The organism is Kribbella sp. CA-294648, from assembly GCF_050943845.1.
GTDB lineage: Bacteria > Actinomycetota > Actinomycetes > Propionibacteriales > Kribbellaceae > Kribbella.
In genome coordinates, this window is the sequence record NZ_CP191981.1 from 968,744 (window position 1) to 991,445 (window position 22,702).

Sequence of the window (22,702 nt, forward strand, 5' to 3'; positions counted from 1 at the left end):
CAGATCTTGGTAAAGACGTAATCATGCGACTGCACGGAGTGGTCGGCAACACTAGCCTTCGGGCACAGGAGGGAACCGGGCGATGACTGTCGGTGCAACATCGGGGGGTGGCAGCGCCACGCTCACCGAGTCGGAACTAGCCGAGTACGAGCAGGAAAAGCCCGCTCGGCGGCTTCGGCCTGCCCTGGACCGGGCGATCGCGGTGTGGTGCGCGGTGATCAGCGCGGGCGTCCTGCTGCAGGTCTTCTTCCCGCTGTCGGCCGGAACGCAGTTCTATTTAGTGATCTTTCTCGCAGCCGTCCTGCCGATCACTTTGTTGTGCTATCGGGGCTGGCGGGTGCCGGCCGTGATGAATCCGTTCAGCGCGCGTTCAAAGGCCCGGTCCACCGACGACCCGGGTCTGACGGACTGGGCGCTGGCACTCGTCGCGCTGGTGGTCTGCGTCTATCCGCTGCTCGACTTCGACGGCTTCCTGGAGCGCCGGCAGGCGCCGACGACCCTGGACATCCTGGCCGGCGCCATCCTGCTCGTCCTGCTGCTCGAGGCGTGCCGCCGGACGACCGGCTGGGTGCTGCCGGTGGTCAGTCTGCTGTTCATCGCCTACGCGTACTACGGCGGCTTCCTGCCCTACACCTGGTCGCTGGCCCACCAGGGCTTCAACTTCTCCGCAATCATCGCCCAGTTCACGATGGGCACGGCCGGCTTCTACGGGACGCCGCTGAACGTTGCCGCCAGCTACATCGTGCTCTTCACCATCTACGGCGCCGTGCTGGACTACTCGGGCGCCGGCAAGTTCTTCATCGACCTGTCCTTCGCCGCGTTCAAGCGCAGCCGGACCGCACCCGGCCGGACCGTCACCATGGCCGGCTTCCTGCTCGGCAGCGTCTCCGGCTCCGGTACTGCGACCGCCGTCTCGCTGGGCACCGTCTCGTGGCCGATCCTGCGTCGTGCGGGCTATCCGGCCGAGCCCGCCGGTGGCATGCTCGCGGCCGCCGGGATCGGCGCGATCCTGTCGCCGCCGACGCTGGGTGCCGCCGCGTTCATCATCGCCGAGTTCCTGCAGGTGTCGTACCTGACTGTCCTCGGCTACGCGGTCATTCCGACGATCCTGTACTACCTGGGCATCCTGCTCGCGATCGAGATGGACGCCCGCCGGCACGGCACCACCGAGGGCGAGACCTCCACGCAGTCCGCCTGGAAGCTGCTGCTCCGGTTCGGCTACCACTTCCTGTCGTTGTTCGTGATCATCGCCTTCATGGCGGTGGACGTGCCGCCGTTCAAGGCCGTCGTGTACGCCGTGCTGATCCAGTTCGGGCTGTCGTTCCTGGACAAGGAGCACCGGCTGACCGCAGGACGTCTCTTCCTGGCGCTTGCCCAGGGCACCCGTTCGGTGCTGCCGGTGGTGGCGACGTGTGCGACCGCCGGAGTGATCGTCGCGGTGACCACGCAGACCGGGCTCGGGCTCAACCTGGCCGCGATCATCGTCGACGCGGCCAAGGGGCTGACCGACAACCACACCGTGGTGCTGATCCTGACCGTGGTGCTGTCGGCGTTCGCAGTACTGGTGCTCGGGCTCGCCGTACCGGTGACCGCGTCGTTCATCATCGCGGCCGTCATCATCGCGCCGGCGCTGGTGCAACTGGGCATCAGCCAGCCCGAGGCGTACATGTTCATCTTCTACTACGCCGTCCTGTCCGAGGTGTCGCCGCCGACCGCGCTGGCCGCCGTGGCGACGTCCGCGATCACCGGTGGCAAGGTGATGGCGACGATGTGGCAGGCCTGGAAGTACACGCTGCCCGCGTTCCTGGTGCCGTTCGCGTTCGTGCTGACCGACAACGGCGCCAACCTGCTCGGTCAGGGCGACCTGCTCGGCATGGTGTGGACCCTCGCGGTCTCGATGCTCGCGGTCGCCGCGCTGGCCGTCGTCACCGGCGGCTGGATCCTGGTCGCGACCGGCTGGGCCGAGCGGTTGCTGTGTGTTCCGGCCGCTTTGCTGCTGCTCTACCTGGCGCCCGTAACCATCGGGGCCGGAATCGGTTTGCTACTTGTCGCCGTCGTCATCAACCTGGTCCGGCGGCAACGCAGTGCCAATTCTGACCCCACCCCACCACCCCGGTCAGGAACTGAAACACCAACGGAAGGACCCGTCACTTCATGAGAATACGTCGACGCTTCCCCGCCGCCGTGGTCGCGGTCGCAGCCGCCGTCTCGCTGGTTGCTTGCGGTGGGCAACGAGAGCCAGAGGGTGGGGCCGCCGGTACCGACGGCGGCCGGCTCACCATCGCCACCGGGAACACCACCGGGGTCTACTACCAGCTCGGTGGCGCGATGGCGAAGGTGATCTCGGAGAAGGTCGAGGGCTACCGGGCGACCGCGAGCGAGACCGGTGCCTCGGTGCAGAACGTCCAGGGCCTGGTGGCGGGCAACTACGACATCGCCTTCTCCCTGGGTGACACCGCGGCCGACGCGGTCAACGGCGAGCACAGCTTCAAGACCAAGCAGGACGTCGTCGCGCTGACCCGGCTCTACCCGAACTACACCCAGGTCGCGGTCCGCGCCTCGTCCGGGATCACCAAGATCGCGGACCTGAAGGGCAAGCGGGTCTCCACCGGTTCGCCGAACTCCGGTACCGAGGTGATCGCCCGGCGGCTGCTGGAGGCGGCCGGGATGGATCCGGCCCGCGACGTCACCGCCCAGCGGCTCGGCCTGCCGGAGTCGGTCGACGCGATGAAGTCGGGCTCGATCGACGCACTGATCTGGTCCGGTGGCCTGCCGACCGGCGGCATCACCGACCTGATGACCAGCATGGGCAAGAACGTCAAACTGATCCCGATCGTGGACCTGCTGCCCCAGCTGAACAAGAGCTACGGCACGATGTATGCCCAAGGCAACATTCCGGCGGCGACCTACAAGCAGCCGGCCGACGTCGCGACGATCATCGTGCCGAACGTCCTGCTGGTCCGCAAGAACATGCCGGACGAGCTGGCCGAGAAGCTGACCAGGGCGATCTTCGAGAACAAGGAGACGCTGGTCCAGGTGAACGCCGCGGCCAAGGGGATCAAGCTGGAGGAGGCCGCCAACACCGCACCGGTGGAACTGCACCCCGGCGCCAAGAAGGCGATCGACTCCTTGAAGTAACCCATGATCCGCGTCCTCCCCCGCACACCAGGCGCAGCGGGGGAGGGCGCCGGGACCCACCGCCGCACACCAGGCGCAGCGGCGGCGGGAACCAGGCCCACCCTCACAACCAGGCGCAGTGGGGGAGGGTGTCAGGTCGGGCCCGTCCCATCGGAGGCATCCGGTGGTGACGGGCCCGACCGCTGTCCGCGCCCGCTGCCGTCTTGCTGCCTTCGGCTAGCTGCCGTCTAGTTGTCGTCGCTGTCCGGGATCGGGGTGCCGCGCAGGTAGTGGGACAGGGCCGAGTCCCGCTTCGGGTGCGCGTGGTACTTCGCCGGTACGACGCGACCCTCCGCGCTGTCCCAGGCGAGATCGGCCAGCCGCCACATCCGGTGCGCCAGCCGGCCCGCAATACCGGTGTGGGGGGAGAACGGGTGGGCGCGGGTCGGTGCGACTTCCTCGGCAGTGAGCAAGTCGCTGGTCAGCGTGTTGACGCCGTCGTCGTCGAGCTCTTTGCTAACCATGCGGCTGTACTCGGTCTCCAGTTGCTCGTGCTCGTCGAGCAGCCGGTCGATCACCTGCCAGACGTCACCCACTTCGAGGTGCTGCACCCGGCTGTCGCCGTACTGGCGGGCTTTGAGGAAGCGCAGGGCTCTCTCGAGCTGCCGCGCGTTGGCGACGTACCGGGCGACCAGGCGGCGGCCGTCGGGGAGGTGCCTGACGTGGGGGAGGAGGACGTCCTCCGCGGCGGCCAGATGCTGGGCGGCGATCGCGTAGAACCAGTCGGTCTCGTGCCGGCGATCGGGGCGGGCTGCCTCCGGTTCGTGCGCCGGGGCGGCCAGTTCGCGGATCTTGGCGTGCTCGTAGGTCAGGGCGATTTCAAGGGTCGAAGCGGTCATCGGAACCATCTCCTGGGGGTACTTCCCACTCTGCGCCCGTCTCCGCCATCGCGCAACTGTGCCATCACGTCCTGTCACCGAGACTCCGCTCGGTGACAGGTGACAGGTGACAGGTGACAGGTGACCGGCGACCCGGCGATCCGGTGAACCGGTGATCCGGAGATCCGGTGACCCGGGACGATCGCCCGGGTCACCGTGAGGTCAGGCCTCGGAGCTCTTCTTCCACAGATTGATACCGGCCTCGACCGCATCGGCGTCGATGGCTTCGAGCTCTTCCTGGCTGAACTTCAGGTTCTTCACCGCGGCCAGGCTGTCCTCCAGTTGGCTGACGCTGGAGGCGCCGATCAGGGCGCTGGTGACGCGGTCGTCGCGCAGCGTCCAGGCGAGCGCCAGCTGGGCCACCGACTGGCCGCGCTGCTGGGCGATCTCGTTCAGCGCGCGGACATGCTTGAGCGTCTCCTCGGTCAGCATGTCGGTGCTGAGCGACTTGCCCTGGGTCGCGCGGGAGCCTTCCGGTACGCCGTTCAGGTAGCGGTTGGTGAGCACTCCCTGCGCCAGCGGCGAAAAGGCGATCACGCCGACCCCGAGTTCACCGACGGCGTCGAGCAGGTCCTCCTCGATCCAGCGGTTCAGCATCGAGTACGACGGCTGGTGGATCAGTAGCGGCGTACCGAGCTCCTCGAGGATCCGGGCCGCCTCGCGGGTCTTCTCCGCGGAGTACGACGAGATGCCGGCGTACAGCGCCTTGCCGGAGCGGACGGCCGCGTCGAGCGCGCCCATCGTCTCCTCCAGCGGGGTGTCCGGGTCGTAGCGGTGCGAGTAGAAGATGTCGACGTAGTCCAGGCCCATCCGGCCCAGCGACTGGTCGAGCGAGGACAGCAGGTACTTGCGGGAGCCGCCGCCCTGGCCGTACGGACCGGGCCACATGTCGTAGCCGGCCTTGGTGGAGATCAGCAGCTCGTCGCGGTACGGCTTGAAGTCGCGCGCGAAGTGACCGCCGAAGTTGGTCTCGGCCGAGCCGTACGGCGGGCCGTAGTTGTTCGCCAGGTCGAAGTGGGTGACACCCAGGTCGAACGCCCGGCGCAGGATGTCGCGCTGGGTGTCGAGCGGCTTGTCACCACCGAAGTTGTGCCACAGGCCCAGCGAGATCGCCGGCAGCTGCAGTCCACTGCGGCCACTGCGCCGATAGGGCATCTGGTCGTCGTACCGGTCCGGAGCGGCTACGTAGTCAGTCACAATTCAGCAGTGTGCCCCATGTCGTGACAAGTCCGCGAACCCTTGTTTTCCGCTGGTTGTGAGTCTCAGTGCCCGGGCTTCTTGATCAACCCTGCCCAGGGCGGAGGCGGTGACGATGCGTAGAACCGCAGTACGCCGAGCAGCCGACTGGCCGGCGGCGCAGTCCAGTGCCGCTGCCCCGGTTGCGGACTCTTGGTGAGGTTGCCCAGCCCCCAGCCGAGGTGAAACCACAGAATGCTTGCCTCCAGCCCTTCACTCCTGTGGTAGCCGTTGAGTGTCGCCACCACCTGGTCCAGCTGCAGCTTGGCGAACTCCATGCCAGGCGGCCCCCAGGCGGCGTCACCCCAGTCGACCAGTCCTTGCAGACGGTTGCCGTGGGCCATCAGGTTCTGCAACGCCACGTCACCGTGCAGCAGCACTTGCGGCTGGTTCCGAGGGATGAGGGTCTGCAGGTGGTCGAACGCGGCGAGGAGCCAGGTCGCAGTACCGGAGTCCACATAGCCGGCTGAGGCCAGCCCGTCGACGGTTGGTCGCGGGTCTCCGCCGTCGTCCGGCTCTAGGCCCGGCGGTTGCTCGGCTTGGTGGTGGAGGAGGGCGAGTTGGTTGCCCAGGTCCTGCCAGAACGTCGCTGGGGGCTCGGCGGCGTCCACCAGGTCTGTGCCGTGAACTCGCTCCGAGACCATGTACGGCGCGTCGACGAGTGTGCGGGTGGTGTCGAAGTCGACGATCGCGGGCGTGCGCACTCCGGCCGCGCGGGCTGCTGGGATGACGGCGGCTTCCTTCAGGAGGTCCTGTTCGAACTGGTTGTTGCGGGGGATGCGGAGGAACAGGTCGTCGCCCAGGGTGTAGGCGTGGTTGGCGACTCCTCCTGGTACTTGGTGGATGGCCGTCGCCGGTAAGCCGTACCGGGTGGCGAGGGCGGCGCGGAGTTGGGGGGTCATGAAGGAGATACTGGCCGACGTGCGGAGAGATCTGGATCCGGAGAGTGTCAGTGGCAGGGATTTCTACGCTGTGCTGAACGCGGTGGTGGTGCCGCGGCCGATCGCGTGGGTGTCGACCCGGTCGGCGGACGGGGTGCTCAATCTGGCGCCGCACTCGTTCTTCACCGTGTCGTGTGTGCGGCCGCCGATGGTGCAGTTCACCTCGGTCGGGCGCAAGGACAGCCTGGTCAACGTCGAGGCGACCGGCGAGTTCGTGGTGAACTTCGCGGCCGAGCCGCTGTTCGAGCAGGTGAACGCGACCGGCACGAACTTCCCGGCCGAGGTCGACGAGTTCGCCGCGGTCGGACTGCACCCGGAACCGAGTACGACGGTCGCCGTGCCGCGGGTGGCCGAGTCGCCGGTCGCGATCGAGTGTTCGCTGCACACCACCTTGGAGCTCGGTGACTCGACCGTGGTGATCGGCCGGGTGCGGTGGATCAGCATCGACGAGTCGGTGCTGGACGGGAACCATCCCGAGATCACCAAGCTGCAACCGCTCGCGCGGCTCGGGCGCAACGAGTGGTGCACACTCGGCGAGATCCGGGACATCAGCCGGATCCGGTACGCCGACTGGCCGGGCGACTACGCGGGGCCCCGAAACGCCTGAGCGGTAAGGGACGTTCGGTTGCCCGGAATTTCTTTTGGGTTTTCACCCATCCGGGGTGGTGATCGGTCCGAAGTACCGGCATGACCACGAGAAAACGACGGACCCTGGCAGCGCTGGGAGGTTTGCTCGCCGCAGGCGCAGGACTAGGCCTCGGTGAACTGACCGCCGCCCTGGCAGGTGGCACGTCCCCCGTGGTCGGCGTAGGCACCCAACTGATCGACCTGGCCCCGGGCCCCGCAAAAGACTTCGCAGTCAAGAACCTCGGCACCGCCGACAAACCAGTCCTGATCGGCGTCGTACTTCTAGCGGTCGCCGTTTTCGCCTTACTAGCAGGCGCAATCGGCGCCACCAGACCCCGAGTCGCGGTCGCCCTGACAATCCTCCTAGGCGCCCTGGCGATCCTCGCCGCCGCAACCGGCCGCACCCTGGCCACCAACCCCATCACCCAGGTCCTGCCGGGCGTGATCACGTTGCTAGTAGCAACAACCGGCATGCTCCTCGTCCTCCGAGCACTGCCCCCCAACCCCTTCGGCGGCGCCGGACGCCGGAAGATCCCCGCCGCCGAAGGCTCCACCCCCACCACCCCCTCGCCAGCCCCCGCCGGCCCCGGAGACATCGCCGAGGCTCCTGATGGGTTTGATCGGCGGAGGTTCTTGGGGACTGCGATGGCTCTGGGTGTTGCTGGGGTCGGCGGGCTGGGTACTTCGCTGGTTCTGCCGGGTGGTGTCACCGAGGCGACGCGGCGAGGGATCAGGCTGCCGCTGCCCGCGAGCCGGGCGAAGGCGATACCGGACGGCGCGATGTCCGACGTGCAAGGTGTGAGCCGGTTCGTCACGCCGAACCCGAGCTTCTACCGGGTCGACACGTTGCTCACCGTACCCAAGGTCGATCCGCGGACCTGGGAACTGCGGATCCACGGGCTGGTCGACCGCGAGCTCCGGTTGAGCTTCGCCGATCTGCTCAACCGCCGGCTGATCGAACGCGACATCACCCTGACCTGCGTCTCGAACGAGGTGGGCGGACCGTACGTCGGCAACGCGCGCTGGATCGGCGTACCGATCGCCGAACTCCTGCGCGAGGTCGGGGTCCGCGACGGTGCCGACGCGGTCAAGTCGACCAGCGTCGACGGTCTCACCATCGGTACGCCGTTGCAGGCGCTGACCGACGGGCGCGACGCGATGCTGGCCGTCGGCATGAACGGTGAGCCGTTGCCGTTCGACCACGGCTTCCCGGTCCGGATGGTGGTGCCCGGCCTGTACGGGTACGTCTCCGCGACCAAGTGGATCGTCGACTTCGAGGTCACCAAGTTCTCCGAGTTCAGTGCGTACTGGACCGATCGCGGCTGGTCCGTCGAGGCGCCGATCAAGACCTCCTCCCGGATCGACGTGCCGAAGGGCTTCGCCCGGATCAAGGCGGGACCGGCCGTCGCGGCCGGCGTCGCCTGGGCCCAGCACCGCGGGATCGCCAAGGTCGAAGTACAGGTCGACGACGGCGACTGGCAGCCGGCGACGCTGGCGGCCGAGGACACCATCGACACCTGGCGGCAATGGACGTTCCGCTGGAATGCCACCCCGGGCAACCACAAACTCACCGTCCGAGCGACCGACGCCACCGGCGAAACCCAAACAGCCGACCGAGCCGCCCCAAGACCCAACGGCTCCAGCGGCCTCCACAACACAGTCGTCATGGTCGAGTAACCGCCCCGCAGTACCTACCCACACACGGAATACCGCTCTGCCCTTCACCACCGCGCACCGCTCACCACCCCGCACCGCTCACCACCCCGCACCGCTCACCACCCCCTGCACCGCGGAGATCGCAGTGCTGCTCATCGCACGGCCTGGCTGCACATCAGTGTTGCGCCGGGAATCCATTCGAAGGAGAAGGATCGTCATGTCCAACACCATCAAGCGCGTCGCCCTGGCTGCCTCTGCCGTTTCGTTGCTCTTCGCAACCGCTGCCTGTGGCGGCGGCAACGACGACGCCGGCTCGACCCCCTCGACCACGGCCACCTCGTCCGCGCCGGCCGAGACCCCCTCCGTGTCGCCGTCGATGGACAACGCCGCCGGTCTGGTCGGACCGGGCTGTGCCGACTACGCCAAGGCGAACCCCAGCGGCGCCGGCTCGGTCGACGGGATGGCCGCCGCGCCGCTGGCCACCGCCGCCTCCGGCAACCCGCTCCTCAAGACCCTGGTCGCCGCGGTCTCGGGCAAGCTGAACCCCAAGGTCGACCTGGTCTCCACCCTCAACGGCGGCGAGTTCACCGTCTTCGCCCCGGTCGACTCCGCCTTCGCCAAGATCCCGGCCGCGACCATCAACACGCTCAAGACCAACGACGCGCTGCTCAGCAGCATCCTGACCTACCACGTCATCCCCGGCCAGCTCGACCCGGCCGCGGTCGTCGGCAAGCAGACCTCCGTCCAGAAGGGCGCCGTCACGGTCACCGGCTCCGGCGACAACCTGATGGTCAACAACGCCAAGGTCATCTGCGGCGGCGTGAAGACCGCCAACGCCACGGTCTACCTGATCGACACCGTACTGATGCCCCCGGCCGCCTGACCATCCAGTCAGGCCACGGGTCTGGTCATGGAGTTGATCTCTGCTTCGCTGGGCGGTGCCTTCTCTGCTGAGGGTGCCGCCCAGCTGATGCCGTCATCGGGAGACCGCCTGGATGGCTTGGAGGACGCGGGTCAGGTCCGCCGGAGTGGTCAGGTAGTTGGAAACCGAGATGCGCAGGTAGCGCCTGGACCGCCAGATCGTGCCGCCCATCCAGCAGGTGCCGTCGTCCTGGAGTGCAGCGATGACGCGGTCGGTTTCCGCATCGGTGCCGAAGGAGACGAGGACCTGGTTCAGGACCACGTCGTTGCCGATCTCGTAGCCGGCCGCCGCGAGTTGCTCGGCGAGCGACTTCGCCAACGCGCAGCAACGGTCGACGAGGTCGGCAACGCCGTCGCGGCCGAGCTCCTGCAGCCCTGCCCAGACGGCGAGACCTCTGGCTCGGCGAGAGGATTCCAGTACGTGGTCGCCGGGCTCCGGCTCGCCGGAGCGGACCAAGTACGAGGCGCTGTAGCCAAGAGCCGCTCGGTGTGAGTCGGGATGGGCCGAAAAGACGAACCCGCTGTCGTAGGGAAGATTGAGCCACTTGTGGCCATCGCAACCCCAGGAGTCCGCGTGCTCCACGCCGGCCAGCTGATGCCGCTGGGTGGGACTCGCCGCGGCCCACAGCCCGAAGGCGCCGTCCACATGAGCCCAGCCGCCGTACTCGTGGACCAGGTCGCAAGCTTCGCCGAGGGAGTCCGAGGCGCCGGTGTTCACATTGCCTGCTTGGAGGCAAACGATCAGTGGACCTTCGTGGCCAGTCAGCCGGGTCCCTAGATCATCGAGGTCGATCACGCCGTTTTCCTGGCAGCGAACGAGTTCCAGCGCAGCCGACCCGAACCCGAGCAGTCGCAACGACCGGTCGATCGTTGCGTGCCGTTCCTCACTGGCAAGGATGCGGACCCGCGGAGCGCCGGCCAACCCGTCCTGCTCAACGTCCCAGCCCGCGGTCGCCAGCACGTGGTGACGAGCTGCCGCCAGCGCGACCGTGTTCGCTCCTTGAGCACCGGTGACAAAGCCGACCGAGGCCGTCGGCGGGATCCCGAGCAACTCCTTGAGCCACCCGCCCGCAGCGTCTTCGGCGGCCGCGGCGGTCGGTGACAGCACGCTGTTGAAGGCGTTCTGATCCCAACCGACCGCGAGGATGTCCGCCGCGCTGGCGGCCGGCAGTGCTCCACCGACAACAAACCCGAAGTACCGCGGTCCGGCGCTGGCGACGAGTCCACCCTCGGCGAGTGTGGCGAGCTCCTCCATCACGTCCCGAGCTGACCGGCCGCTCGCCTCGAGTGGTCTCCGGAAGCCCGCCCGTACCTCGGCGAAGCTCTTGGCCGCACCGACCCGCCGCTCGGCCAATGACTCCCGGTACTCCGCGGCCCACTCCGCCGCCGCCCCGAACAGTTCCCGCAGGTCAGGCGCTGACTTCTCCGACATCGACTCTCCCATGGTCTCGACTGTGTCATCAGTTGTCGTCATCACGTCAGTACTCCCCGTCGAGTCCCTGCAGGAGCGCGACGAACTGTGGTGACAGCGCGGGCCCGGGATCACCGGTAGTCCGTGTCGCCGGCTGCCAGCCCTCCCGAGTGACCAGGTAGATCCAAGGACTCAAGGGCCCTGGCTCGGTGTCGTACGAGCGCCCGGTCAGGTTGAGCATCATGCCGAGGGCTGGGATGGCGGAGAGGTCGGTTATCACGTGTAGCAGCAGGAGGTGCCGGACCGGCATTGCCGCCAGTACGCCGTACTGCGGGTTCTCCACGTGGAGCGATTCGCGCAGGACGGTGTCGAGGACGAGTGCGCGTGATGCCGCGTAGCTGCTCCCGCTGATCAGGGCCACCTGCGTCCCGTCGTACTCCGCGTAGGCGACGGAATCGGTCATCGAGCGCAGGTTGCGCAGGCCGTGGGACTCCGCCTCGGCCCAGGTGAGGCCGAGGTTGCTCATCGGGTCGAAGTACATCGTGATCGTGCCATCGGTGTTCGCGCTCGGCACCGACAACAGGCCGGGCACGAACTCTGGTGCCGCGCCGGTCAGCCGGGGCTCGAGTGCCTCCTTGGGGACGAGTCGCTGCAGGAGTTCGCGTTGTGGGTCGGCCGGCAGCGGTGGGGCGCCGCGTCGCAGGGAGCGGGCCAGTTGGTCGAAGTGCTCGCTGGCCAGGCGTGGCCAGTGGTCGGGTCGCTCGCCGGCCACGACCCTTGCCAGATTTGTCAGTCCGGCCTCGAACTTCTCTGCCGGTGCCGCGGCGCGCTCGGCCGGGCGGAACTGCAGGATGAGCGCGCCGCGGCCGTCGTAGTCGCCCTGCAGGCCGCAGTCGGCGGCGGCTTCGAGACTCAGCCGCACCAGGTGCGCCCCCTCCGCCGGCGACAACGGCGCCAGCGGATGCCGCCCCGGCCCGGAGTCGTTGCCTGGGGCCCGTTCGGTGGAGTCGTTGTGAAGGATCATGCTGTCCACCTCCTCGACAGAGAAAGTACGAGTGTTCGGGCGGCCGGCGGCCGGTACTTTCGGTGCCTGTGGACAACCTGCCGGTTATCCTGCGTCAGCCGACCAAGCAGCACCGATCGGCCATCCGGACCGATCAGCACCGAGGAGCGACACCATGCCCGCCGCGCCCAGCGCAGACAGCACACCCGTTGCGCACCAGACGGTGGCGAGTCGCCCCGCGTCGGCGACCCGGTTGTCGCTGTCGCACCTCACCGCCCAGCACGAGACCAACCTGCTCGGAACCATCCACGGCGGCGTGGTCATGACGCTGGTCGACTCGGCCGCCGGTGTCGTCGCGGCCCGGCACTCGGGTGGTCCCGCGGTCACCGCGTCGATGGACGAGATGGTCTTCCTGGTCCCGGTCCGGGTCGGCGACGTGGTCCACTTCACCGCCCAGGTGAACTGGACCGGCCGCAGCTCGATGGAGATCGGCGTCCGGATCACGGCCGATCGGTGGGACGCGGTCGGCCCGCAGATACACGTCGCGACGGCGTACCTGGTGTTCGTGGCGGTCGACGAAGAGGGCAAGCCGCGTCCGGTACCGCAGGTGGTGCCGGAGACCGACGAGGACCACCGCCGGATGCGTGAGGCCGAGATCCGCCGCAGCCACCGGCTTGCTCGTCGGCAGGCGATCATCGCTTCGCGCGAGGCGCCCGAATGATCAAGCTGTTCCGCGGTGCCCGGCGGAACCCGTCCGCGATCCTGCTGGTCGTCCAGTTGCTAGGTGTGCTGGTCTACCCGGCGATGGAGGGGTCGCGAGGTGGCCGGGTCGGCTTCGAGATCCTCGGCATCGTCGTCCTGACCCTCGCGGTGTTCTCGGTGCGGTCCACACCCGGCCTCACCTGGATCAGCATCTGCCTCGGGATCCCGGCCGTCGTGCTCTCGCTGGTGGATGTGTTCTGGCCGTCAGTGGCAGTCTTGGTGATCTCCAGCGTGCTCCACGCGGTGTTCTACTTCTACGCGGCCTACAGTCTGCTCCGGTACATGCTGTCCGACCATGACGTCAGCACCGACGAGCTGTGGGCGACGGGTGCGACTTTCACCTTGGTCGCTTGGGGTTTCGCCTACTTGTACGTCTTCGTCCAGGCGCTCGTCCCGGGCAGCTTCACCGCCGCGGTGAACCCGCAGGACGATCGCACCTGGATGGAACTGCTGTTCCTCAGCTTCACCACGCTGTCCAGCACCGGGCTGAGCGACATCGTCCCGATCACCTCGTGGGGCCGGTCCGTGGTGATGCTCGAGCAGCTGGCCGGTCTCGGGTACGTCGCGATGGTCGTGTCCCGCCTCGTCGGCCTGACCGTCGCCAAACGCCGCTGACCCAAGCGCCTCACACCCAAGCGCCTCACACCCAAGCGCCTCACACCCAAGCGCCTCACGCCCAAGCGGCTAGGTCCGCGGCCAGGTCGACAGCAGGTCTGCCGCGGCGCGCAGAGCGACCTCAGGCGCGGACTCCATCGCCGCCACCCGGAAGCACACCAACGCGCCTTCGTGCAGCAACAGCAACCGGTCCGCCAGCTCGCCGGCATCACGGAACCCGGCCAGCTCCGCCTGCGCCAGAAACTCGGCCCGCATCCACTGCTTCTGCGCCACGATCACCGGCATCGCGGGATGGTCCGGCGCTGCCAGTTCCACGCTCGCGTTGATGAAGCCGCAGCCTCGGCGCGACTCCGCCAGCCAGTCGGTCAGTGCGGCGAACAACGCGACGATCATGTCCTCCGGCGTCTCCGGCCGCCGCTGCGCCAGTTGGTCGTCGAGGAACGCATGCCAGACCCGGTTCCGCTGCTCGAGGTACGCCGCGATCAACCGGTCCTTCGACCCGAACCGGTCGTACAAGGTCTTCTTGGTCACCTCGGCCGCGGCCGCGATCGCATCGACGCCGACCGTGCGGATCCCGCGCTCGTAGAACAACGTCGACGCCGCGCTGAGGATGCGTTCTCCCGCGGGCGTCAGCCGGGCCGCCTCGCGCTCACCGCGGTCCGTCAGGAGTCTCGCCTGCTGAACGACCATACTGACAGTATACCGACCGGTATGGTTACTTGGAACGCATGACCGCCACAGAGCTACAGAAGGACCAACCGGTACGCCGCTCCGCAGGGCGGCGGGCGCTGCCGATCCTGGCCGGCGCGGGTTTCGTGGTGTTCTGGAGCAGCGGCTTCATCGGCGCGAGGTGGGGCACGGAGTACACCTCTGCCTTTGACCTCCTCGCCTGGCGCTACCTGGTCGCCGGTGGCCTGGCTGCCGCAGTACTGCTGATGCGCAGGCCGAAGCTGACCCGCAGAGAGGTCATCACGCACGCAGTGATGGCCTTCCTCACCCAGTGCATCTACCTGGGCCTGATCTTCACCGGCATCGACCACGGCATCTCTGCCGGCGTCACAGCCCTCATCGGCTCGCTGCAACCGATCCTGATCGCCACTGTGGCCGGACCACTGCTCGGAGAGCGAGTCACCCCGCGGCAATGGATCGGTCTCCTCCTCGGCCTAGCAGGCGTCGCGCTAGTAGTCGCCGACGATCTAGCCTCTAGCTCGCTGACAATCTTCCTGCTCCCAATCGGCGGCCTACTAGGACTAGTGGCCGGCACTGTCTGGGAACGCCGACGAAGCCGACTACCAATCTTTTGGATGCGCTGTGTCTGCAGAGCCTCGTCTCCTGTGTCTTCTTCGTCGCAGTAGCCGTCAGTACCGGACAGCTCACCGTGCCGCACCAGTTGCCCTTCTACGGCGCAGTGCTGTGGCTCGTCCTGTTGGCCACTGGCGGTGGCTGGGGCCTGTACCTCGTCAACCTCAAACTGTCCGGCGCAACCAGGATCAGCTCGCTGCTCTACCTCGTACCGCCGACCACGATGGTCTTCGCCTTCCTGCTGTTCGGTGAGACCATCGGCGCGCTCGCGGCCGTCGGCATGCTGGTCTGTGCGCTCGCCGTTCTGTTGATCACGGCTCGCCCGGGCGGCGCGAAGACCCGGATCTCGTTACGCTGCGACAATGGCGGAACCACGATGGCTGGATGACCAAGAGCAGCGAGCCTGGCGAGCGTTCATCGCGGCCCAGCGTGTGGTGAACAGCCGGATCGAGCAGCAGCTGCAGCGCGACGCCGGCATGCCGCACACGTACTTCGAAATCCTGGTCCGGCTGTCCGACGCCCAGGACGGCCGGCTGCGGATGAGTGAGCTCGCCGTGGCCACCCTCGGCTCACGAAGCCGCCTCTCGCACGCGGTGAACCGGTTGGAGAAGGTCGGCTGGGTCCGCCGTGAGGGGATCGAGTCGGACCGCCGTGGTCAGGTCGCGATCATCACCGAGGAAGGCCGCCAGAAGCTCCGGGACACCGCGCCCGGTCACGTCGAGACGGTCCGGCAGGCGGTCTTCGACGCGCTCAGCCGCGAGCAGGTCGACCAGTTGCGGGAGATCTGCGCGGCGCTGGCCAGGCAGTCCGGCGGTTCGTACGACAGTGCTCTGTGGGAAGCAAAGCCCTCCGGTACCGCAGCCGGCTAGTGCCGTGGGCCAGAATGGCCGTGATGAAGACCACTGGACGCCGGACCTTGGCTGTAGCGACCACAACCACAGCCACTCTGCTGCTCGCGGGTTGCAGCAACTCGGACAGCCCTACAGCAGGCCCGAGTACTGCGCCCTCCTCCTCGATCACCCGGCAGTCGCCGAGCACCCCCAGCCAGCCGCCGGCCGAAACGCCAACCCTCTCGACCACACCGAGCCAGACACCTGGTCAAACACCCAGCCAGACGCCAGGCACAGCCTGTGCCGACCAGAAGCTGCGGCAGTTGACCCCCAGAGAGCAAGCGGCCCAGCTGATCATGACCGGCATCGGCACCAACGGCATGACCTCGGCAGAACGCGCAATAGCCCAAGCTCAGAAGCCAGGCAGCCTCCTATTGATGGGCCCCGGCGGCAGCGCTTCCCACACCCGTACTGCGATGGCCGCTGCCGCCAAGACCGCCACCGTGAAGGGCATTCGCCCTCTCGTCGCCGCTGACCAGGAAGGCGGCGAGATCCAGCGCCTCAAGGGTTCCGGCTTCGACCGCATCCCCTCCGCGACTGTGCAGGCGACCTGGTCCAACGAGAAGCTCACGGCTCGCGCGAAGCTCTGGGCCGGCCAGCTCAAGCGGGCCGGGGTGAATCTCGACCTCGCACCCGTCGCGGACGTAGTACCGGCTTCTCTTGGGGATGACAACGCGCCGATCGGTGCGCTGGATCGTGGTTATGGCGATACTCCGGCCGAGGTCGGGCCGCACGTCACCGCGTTCATCAAGGGGATGCACGAGGCCGGGGTGATGACCTCGGTCAAGCACTTCCCGGGACTCGGCCGGGTCAAGGGCAACACCGACTTCTCGTCGGGGGTGGTCGACACGGTCACCACCCGCAACGACGACGACCTCGCGCCGTTCGCCGCCGGGATCCAGGCGGGTTCGGAGCTGGTGATGGTCTCCACGGTGACCTACACGAAGATCGATCCGAACAACCGCGCCGTGTTCTCGCCCACCATCATCGGCGGCATGCTGCGCGGCGACCTCGGGTACGGCGGAGTCGTGATCACCGACGATGTCGGGGCGGCGGCAGAGGTCGCCTCGGTGCCCGCCGGCCAGCGGGCGACCCGGTTCGTCGCGGCGGGCGGCGACATCGTGATCACCGCCAGGGCATCGCTCACCTCGGTCATGGTCAACGCGTTGGTGGCGAAAGCCGAGCAGGACAAGACATTCGCGGGCATGCTGCAGAGCAGCGTCCGCCGGGTGCTCACGCTCAAGCAGAACAACGGCCTGCTGAGCTGCGGATGAGTACGCCCGAGCAGGAGCCCGACTACCGGTTCACGCTGGCCAACGAGCGCACCTATCTGGCCTACTTGCGGACCTCGCTGGCCTGCTACGCGGGTGGCCTGTCCGCAGTACAGTTTCTGGATCTCGGGCCTGACCGCTGGCCTGCGCGCATCATCGGCGTGGTCCTGGTCACCGCCGGGATCGCCACGACCGCAGGGGCGTTCCGTCGCTGGCAGCACAATTCGGCCGCGATGCGTACCGGCGGACCGCTCCCGGTGACCAAGCTGCCTTTGGTGCTGGGGGCAACGATCGCGGTGGTCGGCCTGATCGGGCTCGTGTTCAGCCTGTGGCGATGAACGACCGGGGTGGTGGGGCGGGGAAGGAATGAGCACAGACCGTGATCCTGGTCTTCAGCCGGAGCGCACGCTGCTCGCCTGGCGGCGTACGGCGCTCGGGCTGGTCGTGAACGGCGGCCTGCTGCTTGCCTCCGGCCACGGTACGTCGGACGTCCGGCTGGGCCTCGGCATCGTCGTCACCGTGCTGGCGCTGGCCTGCTGGACCGCCGTCAGCGCGGTCTACCGCCGGGGCGTCCGGCCGACCGAGCTGGGGTCGCGGCGCGTACTGCGGCTGGCGGCCGGTCTGGTGCTCCTGGTCGGCGTCTTCGACCTCTATGCGGTCGTGACACGCTGAGTTCTTTCGGTTACTTTCCGGTCGCGCTGAGTCTACGTGTTCATCATCTCGCGATACCTTGAGCAGGCGGATGCTCCGTCAGCGGTCCGTTGCCCCTAGCATGTTCACGGTTTGTCCCTCGTTCACCCGGAGCTTGAAGTGCCGTTACGTCTGCGTCCGAACGACCCGACGTTCTACGACCTTTTCACCGAATCCGCCAATCACCTGGTCGACGGATCCCGCATCCTGGCCGAGCTGCTCGGCAGCACGGCCGGATCAGGGCTGTCGGCGAGCCAACAGATCGCCGTCCAGATGAAGGATGCCGAACACGCGGCGGACGAGACGACCCACTCGATCATCCGCCGGGTCAACTCGACCTTCGTCACCCCGTTCGACCGGGAGGACATCTACCGGCTGGCGTCCGACCTCGACGACGTGATGGATTACATGGAGGAGGCGGTCGACAACGTCCACCTCTTCGGCCTCACCAGCCTGCCGGCCGAGGTGGCCGAGCAGATCGAGGTGCTGCAGCGGATGGCGGCGCTGACCGCCGAGACGATGCCGCGGCTGCGCACGATGAAGGACCTGGCCGAGTACTGGATCGAGATCAACCGGCTGGAGAACACCGGTGACGCGGTCCACCGCCGGATCATCGCGAAGCTGTTCAGCGGCGAGTTCGACGCGCTGACGGTGATGAAGGTCAAGACCGTGGTCGACCTGCTGGAGGCCGCCATCGACGCCTTCGAGCACGTCGCGAACTCGGTCGAACAGATCGCCGTCAAGGAGAGCTGAGCGTGGAGCTCGCGCTCGTCATCGCGGTCGTCGTCATCGCGCTCACCTTCGACTACACCAACGGATTCCACGACGCGGCGAACGCGATCGCGACGTCGGTCTCGACCCGGGCCCTGACTCCCCGGGTGGCGCTGGTGATGGCGGCGGTGATGAACTTCGTCGGCGCCTTGCTGGGCACCGAGGTGGCCGACACCGTCGGCAAGGGCATCATCAACGTGCCGACCGGGGAGCACGGCCTGGTGGTGGTGATCGCCGCCCTGGTCGGCGCCATCACCTGGAACCTGATCACCTGGTACTTCGGCCTGCCGTCGTCGTCCTCGCACGCCCTGATCGGCGGCCTGGTCGGCGCCGGGCTGGCCTCCACCAGCGTGGTGCTGTGGGGCGGGATCCTGGACAAGGTCGTCATCCCGATGGTGCTGTCGCCTGCCATCGGCTTCCTCGGCGCGTTCCTGCTGATGACCGCGATCCTGTGGATCTTCCGGCGCAGCAACCCGGGCAAGACCACCCGCGGTTTCCGGCTGGCGCAGTCGCTGTCGGCGGCCGCGATGGCGCTCGGCCACGGTCTGCAGGACGCCCAGAAGACGATGGGCGTGATCTTTCTGGCCCTGCTCACCGCCGGGCACGTGGACAAGGGCGACGGCATCCCGATCTGGGTGAAGCTCGCGGCCGCGACCGCGATCTCGGCGGGCACGTACGCCGGTGGCTGGCGGATCATGCGGACCCTGGGCCGCCGGATCATCCACCTCGACCCGGCCCGCGGCTTCGCCTCCGAGGCGGTCGCGGCCAGCGTGCTCTACGTGATGGCGATCGGCCTGCACGCGCCGGTCTCGACCACGCACACGATCACCTCCGCGGTGATGGGCGCCGGCGCCACCAAACGGCTCTCAGCAGTCCGCTGGGGCGTCGCCAGGGGCATCGTGACCGCCTGGGTGCTGACCATCCCGGCTGCCGGTGTCGTCGCAGCGTGCGTGTACTGGATCGCCCACCTGATCCTCGAGTAGCCCTCCAACTGGGGGAGTCAGCGGTTCCAGCGGCGTACGGACTTCGCGAGGTCCTTGGGGCGCAGGGTCGCGACCGTGCTCTCCCAGTTGTTGTAGAGCGAGTCGCCCAGCAGGGTGAGGCTCAGGAAGGCCTGCGGCCGGACGGCCATCACCCAGGTCGCGGCGGCGGCGTGGCCCTGCTGGCGAAGCAGCCGGTCGGCCGTCGCCTCGATCCGGTCCTTGTCGGCGCTGGGCGCCATGTTGATGGTGGCCCACGCCTTCACGATCGCGGAGTCCTTCGCGGTCATCTGCGCCAGATAGGTCAGCGGGCCGCGCCAGGAGCCCCGGCGGCCGAAGCCGTCCAGGCTCTCCAGCGGGAACCAGCCGTTCTGGCAGCGCCGGCCGTTGATCGCCGACTCGATCTCCCGGGCCTGTTCCGGCCGCAGGTTCTGCGTCGCCCAGTAGAGGAAGTACACCCCGACGTCCGGAATCTCCTCCGCGACGTTGCTCGGAATGCTCAGCTTCCCCGGTTCGAAGAGATGCAGCTCTTCTTCTGATCCGTACAAAATCGTCATTCCCCCACCCAGCCCGATGACCGCAGGCGTGGCGTCCGGGGCGGGAGCGCGACCAGCCTGCCGTCGAGAGGGACCCCCCAGGTCCTGCTTCGACATTCAAGGGTTCTTGCTACCCCGAGCTGGCCGCCGGGTCAAGCCCTCGTCCGGATGCCGGGTGGCGCTGAGCTAGTTGCGCCGGCGGGCGGCCCGGTTCCGCAGTTCCTCGGCGTCCAGCCGGTCGGCTTCCTCGGGGGTCGGTGCGCCCCCGCCGTACGACGCCGGCAGCCACCAGGCGCCGGCGGGCTTCTCGGGGTAGGCGCTGATCGTCCGGGCGAGCATCTCGGCCATCGTGGTCCGCAGCCGGGTGGTGGCCTCGGTGGCGTCCTCGTCCTTGCTCACCGGCATCGGCTCGCCGACCGTGATCGAGACCCGCTGGTGCCGGGAGAAGTCGCGCGGGTGGTCCTTGGTCATCACCCGCTGGGTGCCCCACAGGATCATCGGGATCACCGGGACGCCGGCCTCGGCGGCCATCCGGACCGCGCCGGACTTGAACTCCTTCAGCTCGAACGACCGGCTGATGGTGGCCTCGGGGAAGACCCCGACGATCTCGCCGTCGTTCAGGTACTGGATCGCCTGCCGGTACGAGCCGGCGCCCGCGCCGCGGTCCACCGGGATGTGGTGCATGGCGCGCATCAGCGGACCGGAGTACCGGTTGCGGAAGAGCACCTCCTTGGCCATGAACCGGACCAGGCGTTTGCTCGGCTGGGCGCCGAAGCCGCCGATCACGAAGTCCACGTAGCTGATGTGGTTCACCGCGAGCACCGCACCGCCGGTGCGCGGGATGTGCTCCGTCCCGACCATGGTGAACCGCAGGTCGAGTGCTTTGAAGGCGGTCTTGGCCAGGCCGACGACCGGCGGATAGACGATGTCTCGCATGGCCCGACGCTACCGGTTCGGTCAACGGCGCGCGGATCCAGTACGCAGTACTCAACGGTTGGTTAGAGTTGCCGACGACAAGTTGATACCGCGGGAGCTCGCGCCGAAAGCGGGCTGAGAGGGCGGCTGGGGAGACCCGGTGCCGCCGACCGCCGAACCTGTCCGGGTAATTCCGGCGTAGGGAGCAGCATCGTGACAACCATCGACAACTCTGTCCGACCCAGTGTGACTACTGGGCCGATCTCCGGATCGGAGAAGATCTACACCGGCGAGCTGAGGGTTCCGCAGCGGCGGGTGCACCTCACCAACGGGGAGCACTTCGACCTCTACGACACCTCCGGCCCGTACACCGACGCGACCGCGCAGATCGACGTGCAGGCGGGACTTCCGCCGGTACGCCGGGACTGGATCGCCGGCCGTGAGCCGCTGACCCAGCTGGCGCACGCGCGCGCCGGGACGATCACCGAGGAAATGCGCTACATCGCGATCCGGGAGAACATGGATCCCGAGTTCGTCCGGGCCGAGGTGGCTCGCGGCCGGGCGGTGATCCCGGCCAACCACCGGCATCCGGAAGCCGAGCCGATGATCATCGGCAAGAAGTTCCTGGTGAAGGTGAACGCCAACATCGGCAACTCAGCCGTGTCCAGCTCGGTCGAGGAGGAAGTGGAGAAGCTGGTCTGGGCCACCCGGTGGGGCGCGGACACGGTGATGGACCTGTCCACCGGCAAGAACATCCACGAGACGCGCGAGTGGATCCTGCGCAACTCGCCGGTGCCGATCGGGACCGTGCCGCTGTACCAGGCGCTGGAGAAGGTGAAGGGCGACCCGACCGAGCTGTCCTGGGAGGTCTACCGCGACACAGTGATCGAGCAGTGCGAGCAGGGTGTCGACTACATGACCGTGCACGCCGGAGTACTGCTGCGGTACGTGCCGCTGACCGCTCGGCGGATCACCGGCATCGTCTCGCGCGGCGGCTCGATCATGGCCGCCTGGTGCCTCGCGCATCACCAGGAATCCTTCCTGTACACGCATTTCGCCGAACTGTGCGAGATCCTGCGCCAGTACGACGTGACGTTCTCGCTCGGCGACGGGTTGCGTCCGGGCTGTATCGCGGACGCCAACGACGCGGCCCAGTTCGCCGAGCTGCGGACGCTGGGCGAGCTGACCAAGATCGCCTGGGAGCACGACGTCCAGGTGATGATCGAAGGCCCCGGGCACGTGCCGATGCACAAGATCGCGGAGAACGTCCGGCTCGAGGAGGAGCTCTGCGGGGAGGCGCCGTTCTACACATTGGGGCCGTTGGCAACTGATGTGGCGCCGGCCTACGACCACATCACCAGTGCGATCGGGGCGGCCCAGATCGGCTGGCTCGGGACGGCGATGCTGTGTTACGTCACGCCGAAGGAGCACCTCGGCCTGCCGGATCGCGATGACGTGAAGACCGGTGTGATCACCTACAAGATCGCGGCCCACGCGGCCGATCTGGCCAAGGGGCACCCGCACGCGCAGGACTGGGACGACGCGTTGTCGAGGGCCCGGTTCGAGTTCCGCTGGGAGGACCAGTTCAACCTCTCGCTGGATCCGGACACGGCCCGCTCGTACCACGACGAGACGCTGCCGGCCGAGCCGGCCAAGACCGCGCACTTCTGCTCGATGTGCGGGCCGAAGTTCTGCTCGATGCGGATCACCGCCGACATCCGCAAGTACGCCGAGGAGAACGGCCTGGACTCCGCCGAGGCGATCGAGGCGGGCTTCGCGGAGATGTCCGAGACCTTCCGGGCCAAGGACAAGAAGCTCTACCTGCCACTGACCGACTGACCGGCTGACCGACTGAGCCGCTGCCCGGTGGGTCTCGAGGGAAATCGAGACCGCCGGGTCCGCGGCTGAAAACGGCCGGAAGGGGCCGATTACGTCCTGACTGCGCGTGAAGGCGACGGGGCGTCGGGGTGCGCGAACCGCGGAATCCAGCGGAGAATGGGGGAGCCGGTGGCCATCGGGGTGATCACTGTCGGTGATTGGCCGAACCGGTTCAGGTTTTTCCCTTCACTCTGCGTGAATAAGACTGTAGCCTTAATCTGCGTTGGGAAGGAGGTGAGCAG

At 67.8% G+C, this 22,702-nt stretch carries 24 protein-coding genes; 16 read left to right on the plus strand and 8 right to left on the minus strand.

The annotated features are described in order from the left end of the window. Positions 1-82: 82 nt before the first annotated feature. The gene (locus ACQPYM_RS04710) at positions 83-2,158 is read left to right on the plus strand and encodes a TRAP transporter permease (protein WP_433015346.1); all 2,076 of its coding nucleotides are present in this window, start codon (positions 83-85) and stop codon (positions 2,156-2,158) included. After that, positions 2,155-3,138: a TAXI family TRAP transporter solute-binding subunit gene (locus tag ACQPYM_RS04715; protein ID WP_433015349.1), complete on the plus strand. Its 984-nt coding sequence runs from the start codon at positions 2,155-2,157 to the stop codon at positions 3,136-3,138. The genes ACQPYM_RS04710 and ACQPYM_RS04715 overlap by 4 nt, the downstream gene beginning before the upstream one ends. 227 nt (positions 3,139-3,365) lie before the next feature. Here the strand turns inward: ACQPYM_RS04715 and ACQPYM_RS04720 are convergent, their stop codons facing one another. The 3 genes from ACQPYM_RS04720 to ACQPYM_RS04730 form a co-directional block, all read right to left on the minus strand. Beyond that, complete coding sequence (locus ACQPYM_RS04720) at positions 3,366-4,016, minus strand: hypothetical protein (protein ID WP_433015352.1); 651 nt, start codon at positions 4,014-4,016, stop codon at positions 3,366-3,368. A gap of 201 nt (positions 4,017-4,217) precedes the next feature. Beyond that, positions 4,218-5,252 (minus strand): L-glyceraldehyde 3-phosphate reductase, encoded by a 1,035-nt coding sequence (mgrA, locus tag ACQPYM_RS04725; RefSeq protein WP_433015355.1) that lies wholly within the window; start codon positions 5,250-5,252, stop codon positions 4,218-4,220. A 65-nt stretch (positions 5,253-5,317) separates the two neighbouring features. After that, complete coding sequence (locus ACQPYM_RS04730; protein WP_433015358.1) at positions 5,318-6,193, minus strand: phosphotransferase family protein; 876 nt, start codon at positions 6,191-6,193, stop codon at positions 5,318-5,320. Between ACQPYM_RS04730 and ACQPYM_RS04735 the strand changes: the two genes are divergently transcribed. The 3 genes from ACQPYM_RS04735 (at position 6,192) to ACQPYM_RS04745 (ending at position 9,398) form a co-directional block, all read left to right on the plus strand. Further along, the gene (locus ACQPYM_RS04735; protein ID WP_433015361.1) at positions 6,192-6,839 is read left to right on the plus strand and encodes a flavin reductase family protein; all 648 of its coding nucleotides are present in this window, start codon (positions 6,192-6,194) and stop codon (positions 6,837-6,839) included. The genes ACQPYM_RS04730 and ACQPYM_RS04735 overlap by 2 nt on opposite strands. An 80-nt stretch (positions 6,840-6,919) precedes the next feature. After that, entirely contained in the window at positions 6,920-8,536 is a 1,617-nt protein-coding gene (locus ACQPYM_RS04740) for a molybdopterin-dependent oxidoreductase (protein ID WP_433015364.1), read from the plus strand. A gap of 196 nt (positions 8,537-8,732) precedes the next feature. Further along, positions 8,733-9,398, plus strand: a complete 666-nt coding sequence (locus tag ACQPYM_RS04745; RefSeq protein ID WP_433015367.1) for a fasciclin domain-containing protein — start codon at positions 8,733-8,735, stop codon at positions 9,396-9,398. Between the two features lie 93 nt (positions 9,399-9,491). Here the strand turns inward: ACQPYM_RS04745 and ACQPYM_RS04750 are convergent, their stop codons facing one another. Beyond that, positions 9,492-10,910, minus strand: a complete 1,419-nt coding sequence (locus ACQPYM_RS04750; RefSeq protein WP_433015369.1) for a pyridoxal phosphate-dependent decarboxylase family protein — start codon at positions 10,908-10,910, stop codon at positions 9,492-9,494. A 4-nt stretch (positions 10,911-10,914) separates the two neighbouring features. Then, a complete protein-coding gene (locus ACQPYM_RS04755; protein ID WP_433015372.1) occupies positions 10,915-11,871 on the minus strand; it encodes a hypothetical protein in 957 nt (318 codons plus the stop codon). A 154-nt stretch (positions 11,872-12,025) separates the two neighbouring features. On the opposite strand from ACQPYM_RS04755, the gene ACQPYM_RS04760 reads away from it, so the two are divergent. Together ACQPYM_RS04760 and ACQPYM_RS04765 are read left to right on the plus strand one after the other, a co-directional pair. Beyond that, complete coding sequence (locus tag ACQPYM_RS04760; RefSeq protein ID WP_433015375.1) at positions 12,026-12,571, plus strand: acyl-CoA thioesterase; 546 nt, start codon at positions 12,026-12,028, stop codon at positions 12,569-12,571. Then, positions 12,568-13,227, plus strand: coding sequence for a potassium channel family protein (locus tag ACQPYM_RS04765; protein WP_433015378.1), 660 nt, complete (start codon positions 12,568-12,570; stop codon positions 13,225-13,227). Before ACQPYM_RS04760 ends, ACQPYM_RS04765 begins: the two co-directional genes overlap by 4 nt. A gap of 69 nt (positions 13,228-13,296) precedes the next feature. Here ACQPYM_RS04765 and ACQPYM_RS04770 read toward each other — a convergent pair whose 3' ends face one another. Beyond that, complete coding sequence (locus ACQPYM_RS04770) at positions 13,297-13,917, minus strand: TetR/AcrR family transcriptional regulator (RefSeq protein ID WP_433015381.1); 621 nt, start codon at positions 13,915-13,917, stop codon at positions 13,297-13,299. A 38-nt stretch (positions 13,918-13,955) separates the two neighbouring features. Here ACQPYM_RS04770 and ACQPYM_RS04775 point away from each other — a divergent pair, with 38 nt between their 5' ends. The 8 genes from ACQPYM_RS04775 (at position 13,956) to ACQPYM_RS04810 (ending at position 19,134) form a co-directional block, all read left to right on the plus strand. Continuing rightward, positions 13,956-14,582, plus strand: coding sequence for a DMT family transporter (locus tag ACQPYM_RS04775; protein ID WP_433015384.1), 627 nt, complete (start codon positions 13,956-13,958; stop codon positions 14,580-14,582). Next, positions 14,528-14,917 (plus strand): EamA family transporter, encoded by a 390-nt coding sequence (locus ACQPYM_RS04780; RefSeq protein WP_433015387.1) that lies wholly within the window; start codon positions 14,528-14,530, stop codon positions 14,915-14,917. Before ACQPYM_RS04775 ends, ACQPYM_RS04780 begins: the two co-directional genes overlap by 55 nt. Continuing rightward, a complete protein-coding gene (locus tag ACQPYM_RS04785) occupies positions 14,892-15,398 on the plus strand; it encodes a MarR family winged helix-turn-helix transcriptional regulator (protein WP_433015390.1) in 507 nt (168 codons plus the stop codon). The genes ACQPYM_RS04780 and ACQPYM_RS04785 overlap by 26 nt, the downstream gene beginning before the upstream one ends. Positions 15,399-15,421: 23 nt before the next feature. Continuing rightward, positions 15,422-16,693: a glycoside hydrolase family 3 N-terminal domain-containing protein gene (locus ACQPYM_RS04790; protein WP_433015393.1), complete on the plus strand. Its 1,272-nt coding sequence runs from the start codon at positions 15,422-15,424 to the stop codon at positions 16,691-16,693. Beyond that, positions 16,690-17,028: a YidH family protein gene (locus tag ACQPYM_RS04795; protein WP_433015396.1), complete on the plus strand. Its 339-nt coding sequence runs from the start codon at positions 16,690-16,692 to the stop codon at positions 17,026-17,028. Before ACQPYM_RS04790 ends, ACQPYM_RS04795 begins: the two co-directional genes overlap by 4 nt. 28 nt (positions 17,029-17,056) lie before the next feature. Further along, on the plus strand, positions 17,057-17,362 hold the full coding sequence (locus ACQPYM_RS04800) for a DUF202 domain-containing protein (RefSeq protein WP_433015399.1): 306 nt from the start codon (positions 17,057-17,059) through the stop codon (positions 17,360-17,362). A gap of 138 nt (positions 17,363-17,500) precedes the next feature. Then, positions 17,501-18,133, plus strand: coding sequence for a DUF47 domain-containing protein (locus ACQPYM_RS04805; protein ID WP_433015402.1), 633 nt, complete (start codon positions 17,501-17,503; stop codon positions 18,131-18,133). A 2-nt stretch (positions 18,134-18,135) separates the two neighbouring features. Then, on the plus strand, positions 18,136-19,134 hold the full coding sequence (locus ACQPYM_RS04810) for an anion permease (protein ID WP_433015405.1): 999 nt from the start codon (positions 18,136-18,138) through the stop codon (positions 19,132-19,134). 17 nt (positions 19,135-19,151) lie between these two features. On the opposite strand, the gene ACQPYM_RS04815 is transcribed toward ACQPYM_RS04810, so the two are convergent. Both ACQPYM_RS04815 and ACQPYM_RS04820 read right to left on the minus strand, forming a co-directional pair. Beyond that, positions 19,152-19,688 carry a hypothetical protein gene (locus ACQPYM_RS04815; RefSeq protein ID WP_433015408.1) on the minus strand — a complete coding sequence of 179 codons (537 nt, stop codon included), beginning with the start codon at positions 19,686-19,688 and terminating at the stop codon, positions 19,152-19,154. A 165-nt stretch (positions 19,689-19,853) separates the two neighbouring features. Continuing rightward, positions 19,854-20,603, minus strand: a complete 750-nt coding sequence (locus ACQPYM_RS04820) for a lysophospholipid acyltransferase family protein (protein WP_433015411.1) — start codon at positions 20,601-20,603, stop codon at positions 19,854-19,856. Positions 20,604-20,795: 192 nt separating this feature from the next. Here ACQPYM_RS04820 and thiC point away from each other — a divergent pair, with 192 nt between their 5' ends. Further along, entirely contained in the window at positions 20,796-22,421 is a 1,626-nt protein-coding gene (gene thiC, locus ACQPYM_RS04825) for a phosphomethylpyrimidine synthase ThiC (protein WP_433015414.1), read from the plus strand. The last annotated feature ends 281 nt before the right edge of the window (positions 22,422-22,702 follow it).

What these genes read in the sequence shown, in the direction of transcription:
- ACQPYM_RS04710 (WP_433015346.1), top strand. Translation starts at nt 83, where the DNA reads ATGACTGTCGGTGCAACATCGGGGGGTGGCAGCGCCACGCTCACCGAG.
- ACQPYM_RS04715 (WP_433015349.1), top strand. Translation starts at nt 2,155, where the DNA reads ATGAGAATACGTCGACGCTTCCCCGCCGCCGTGGTCGCGGTCGCAGCC.
- ACQPYM_RS04720 (WP_433015352.1), bottom strand. Translation starts at nt 4,016, where the DNA reads ATGACCGCTTCGACCCTTGAAATCGCCCTGACCTACGAGCACGCCAAG.
- ACQPYM_RS04735 (WP_433015361.1), top strand. Translation starts at nt 6,192, where the DNA reads ATGAAGGAGATACTGGCCGACGTGCGGAGAGATCTGGATCCGGAGAGT.
- ACQPYM_RS04730 (WP_433015358.1), bottom strand. Translation starts at nt 6,193, where the DNA reads ATGACCCCCCAACTCCGCGCCGCCCTCGCCACCCGGTACGGCTTACCG.
- ACQPYM_RS04740 (WP_433015364.1), top strand. Translation starts at nt 6,920, where the DNA reads ATGACCACGAGAAAACGACGGACCCTGGCAGCGCTGGGAGGTTTGCTC.
- ACQPYM_RS04745 (WP_433015367.1), top strand. Translation starts at nt 8,733, where the DNA reads ATGTCCAACACCATCAAGCGCGTCGCCCTGGCTGCCTCTGCCGTTTCG.
- ACQPYM_RS04750 (WP_433015369.1), bottom strand. Translation starts at nt 10,910, where the DNA reads ATGACGACAACTGATGACACAGTCGAGACCATGGGAGAGTCGATGTCG.
- ACQPYM_RS04755 (WP_433015372.1), bottom strand. Translation starts at nt 11,871, where the DNA reads ATGATCCTTCACAACGACTCCACCGAACGGGCCCCAGGCAACGACTCC.
- ACQPYM_RS04760 (WP_433015375.1), top strand. Translation starts at nt 12,026, where the DNA reads ATGCCCGCCGCGCCCAGCGCAGACAGCACACCCGTTGCGCACCAGACG.
- ACQPYM_RS04765 (WP_433015378.1), top strand. Translation starts at nt 12,568, where the DNA reads ATGATCAAGCTGTTCCGCGGTGCCCGGCGGAACCCGTCCGCGATCCTG.
- ACQPYM_RS04770 (WP_433015381.1), bottom strand. Translation starts at nt 13,917, where the DNA reads ATGGTCGTTCAGCAGGCGAGACTCCTGACGGACCGCGGTGAGCGCGAG.
- ACQPYM_RS04775 (WP_433015384.1), top strand. Translation starts at nt 13,956, where the DNA reads ATGACCGCCACAGAGCTACAGAAGGACCAACCGGTACGCCGCTCCGCA.
- ACQPYM_RS04785 (WP_433015390.1), top strand. Translation starts at nt 14,892, where the DNA reads ATGGCGGAACCACGATGGCTGGATGACCAAGAGCAGCGAGCCTGGCGA.
- ACQPYM_RS04790 (WP_433015393.1), top strand. Translation starts at nt 15,422, where the DNA reads ATGAAGACCACTGGACGCCGGACCTTGGCTGTAGCGACCACAACCACA.
- ACQPYM_RS04795 (WP_433015396.1), top strand. Translation starts at nt 16,690, where the DNA reads ATGAGTACGCCCGAGCAGGAGCCCGACTACCGGTTCACGCTGGCCAAC.
- ACQPYM_RS04800 (WP_433015399.1), top strand. Translation starts at nt 17,057, where the DNA reads ATGAGCACAGACCGTGATCCTGGTCTTCAGCCGGAGCGCACGCTGCTC.
- ACQPYM_RS04815 (WP_433015408.1), bottom strand. Translation starts at nt 19,688, where the DNA reads ATGACGATTTTGTACGGATCAGAAGAAGAGCTGCATCTCTTCGAACCG.
- ACQPYM_RS04820 (WP_433015411.1), bottom strand. Translation starts at nt 20,603, where the DNA reads ATGCGAGACATCGTCTATCCGCCGGTCGTCGGCCTGGCCAAGACCGCC.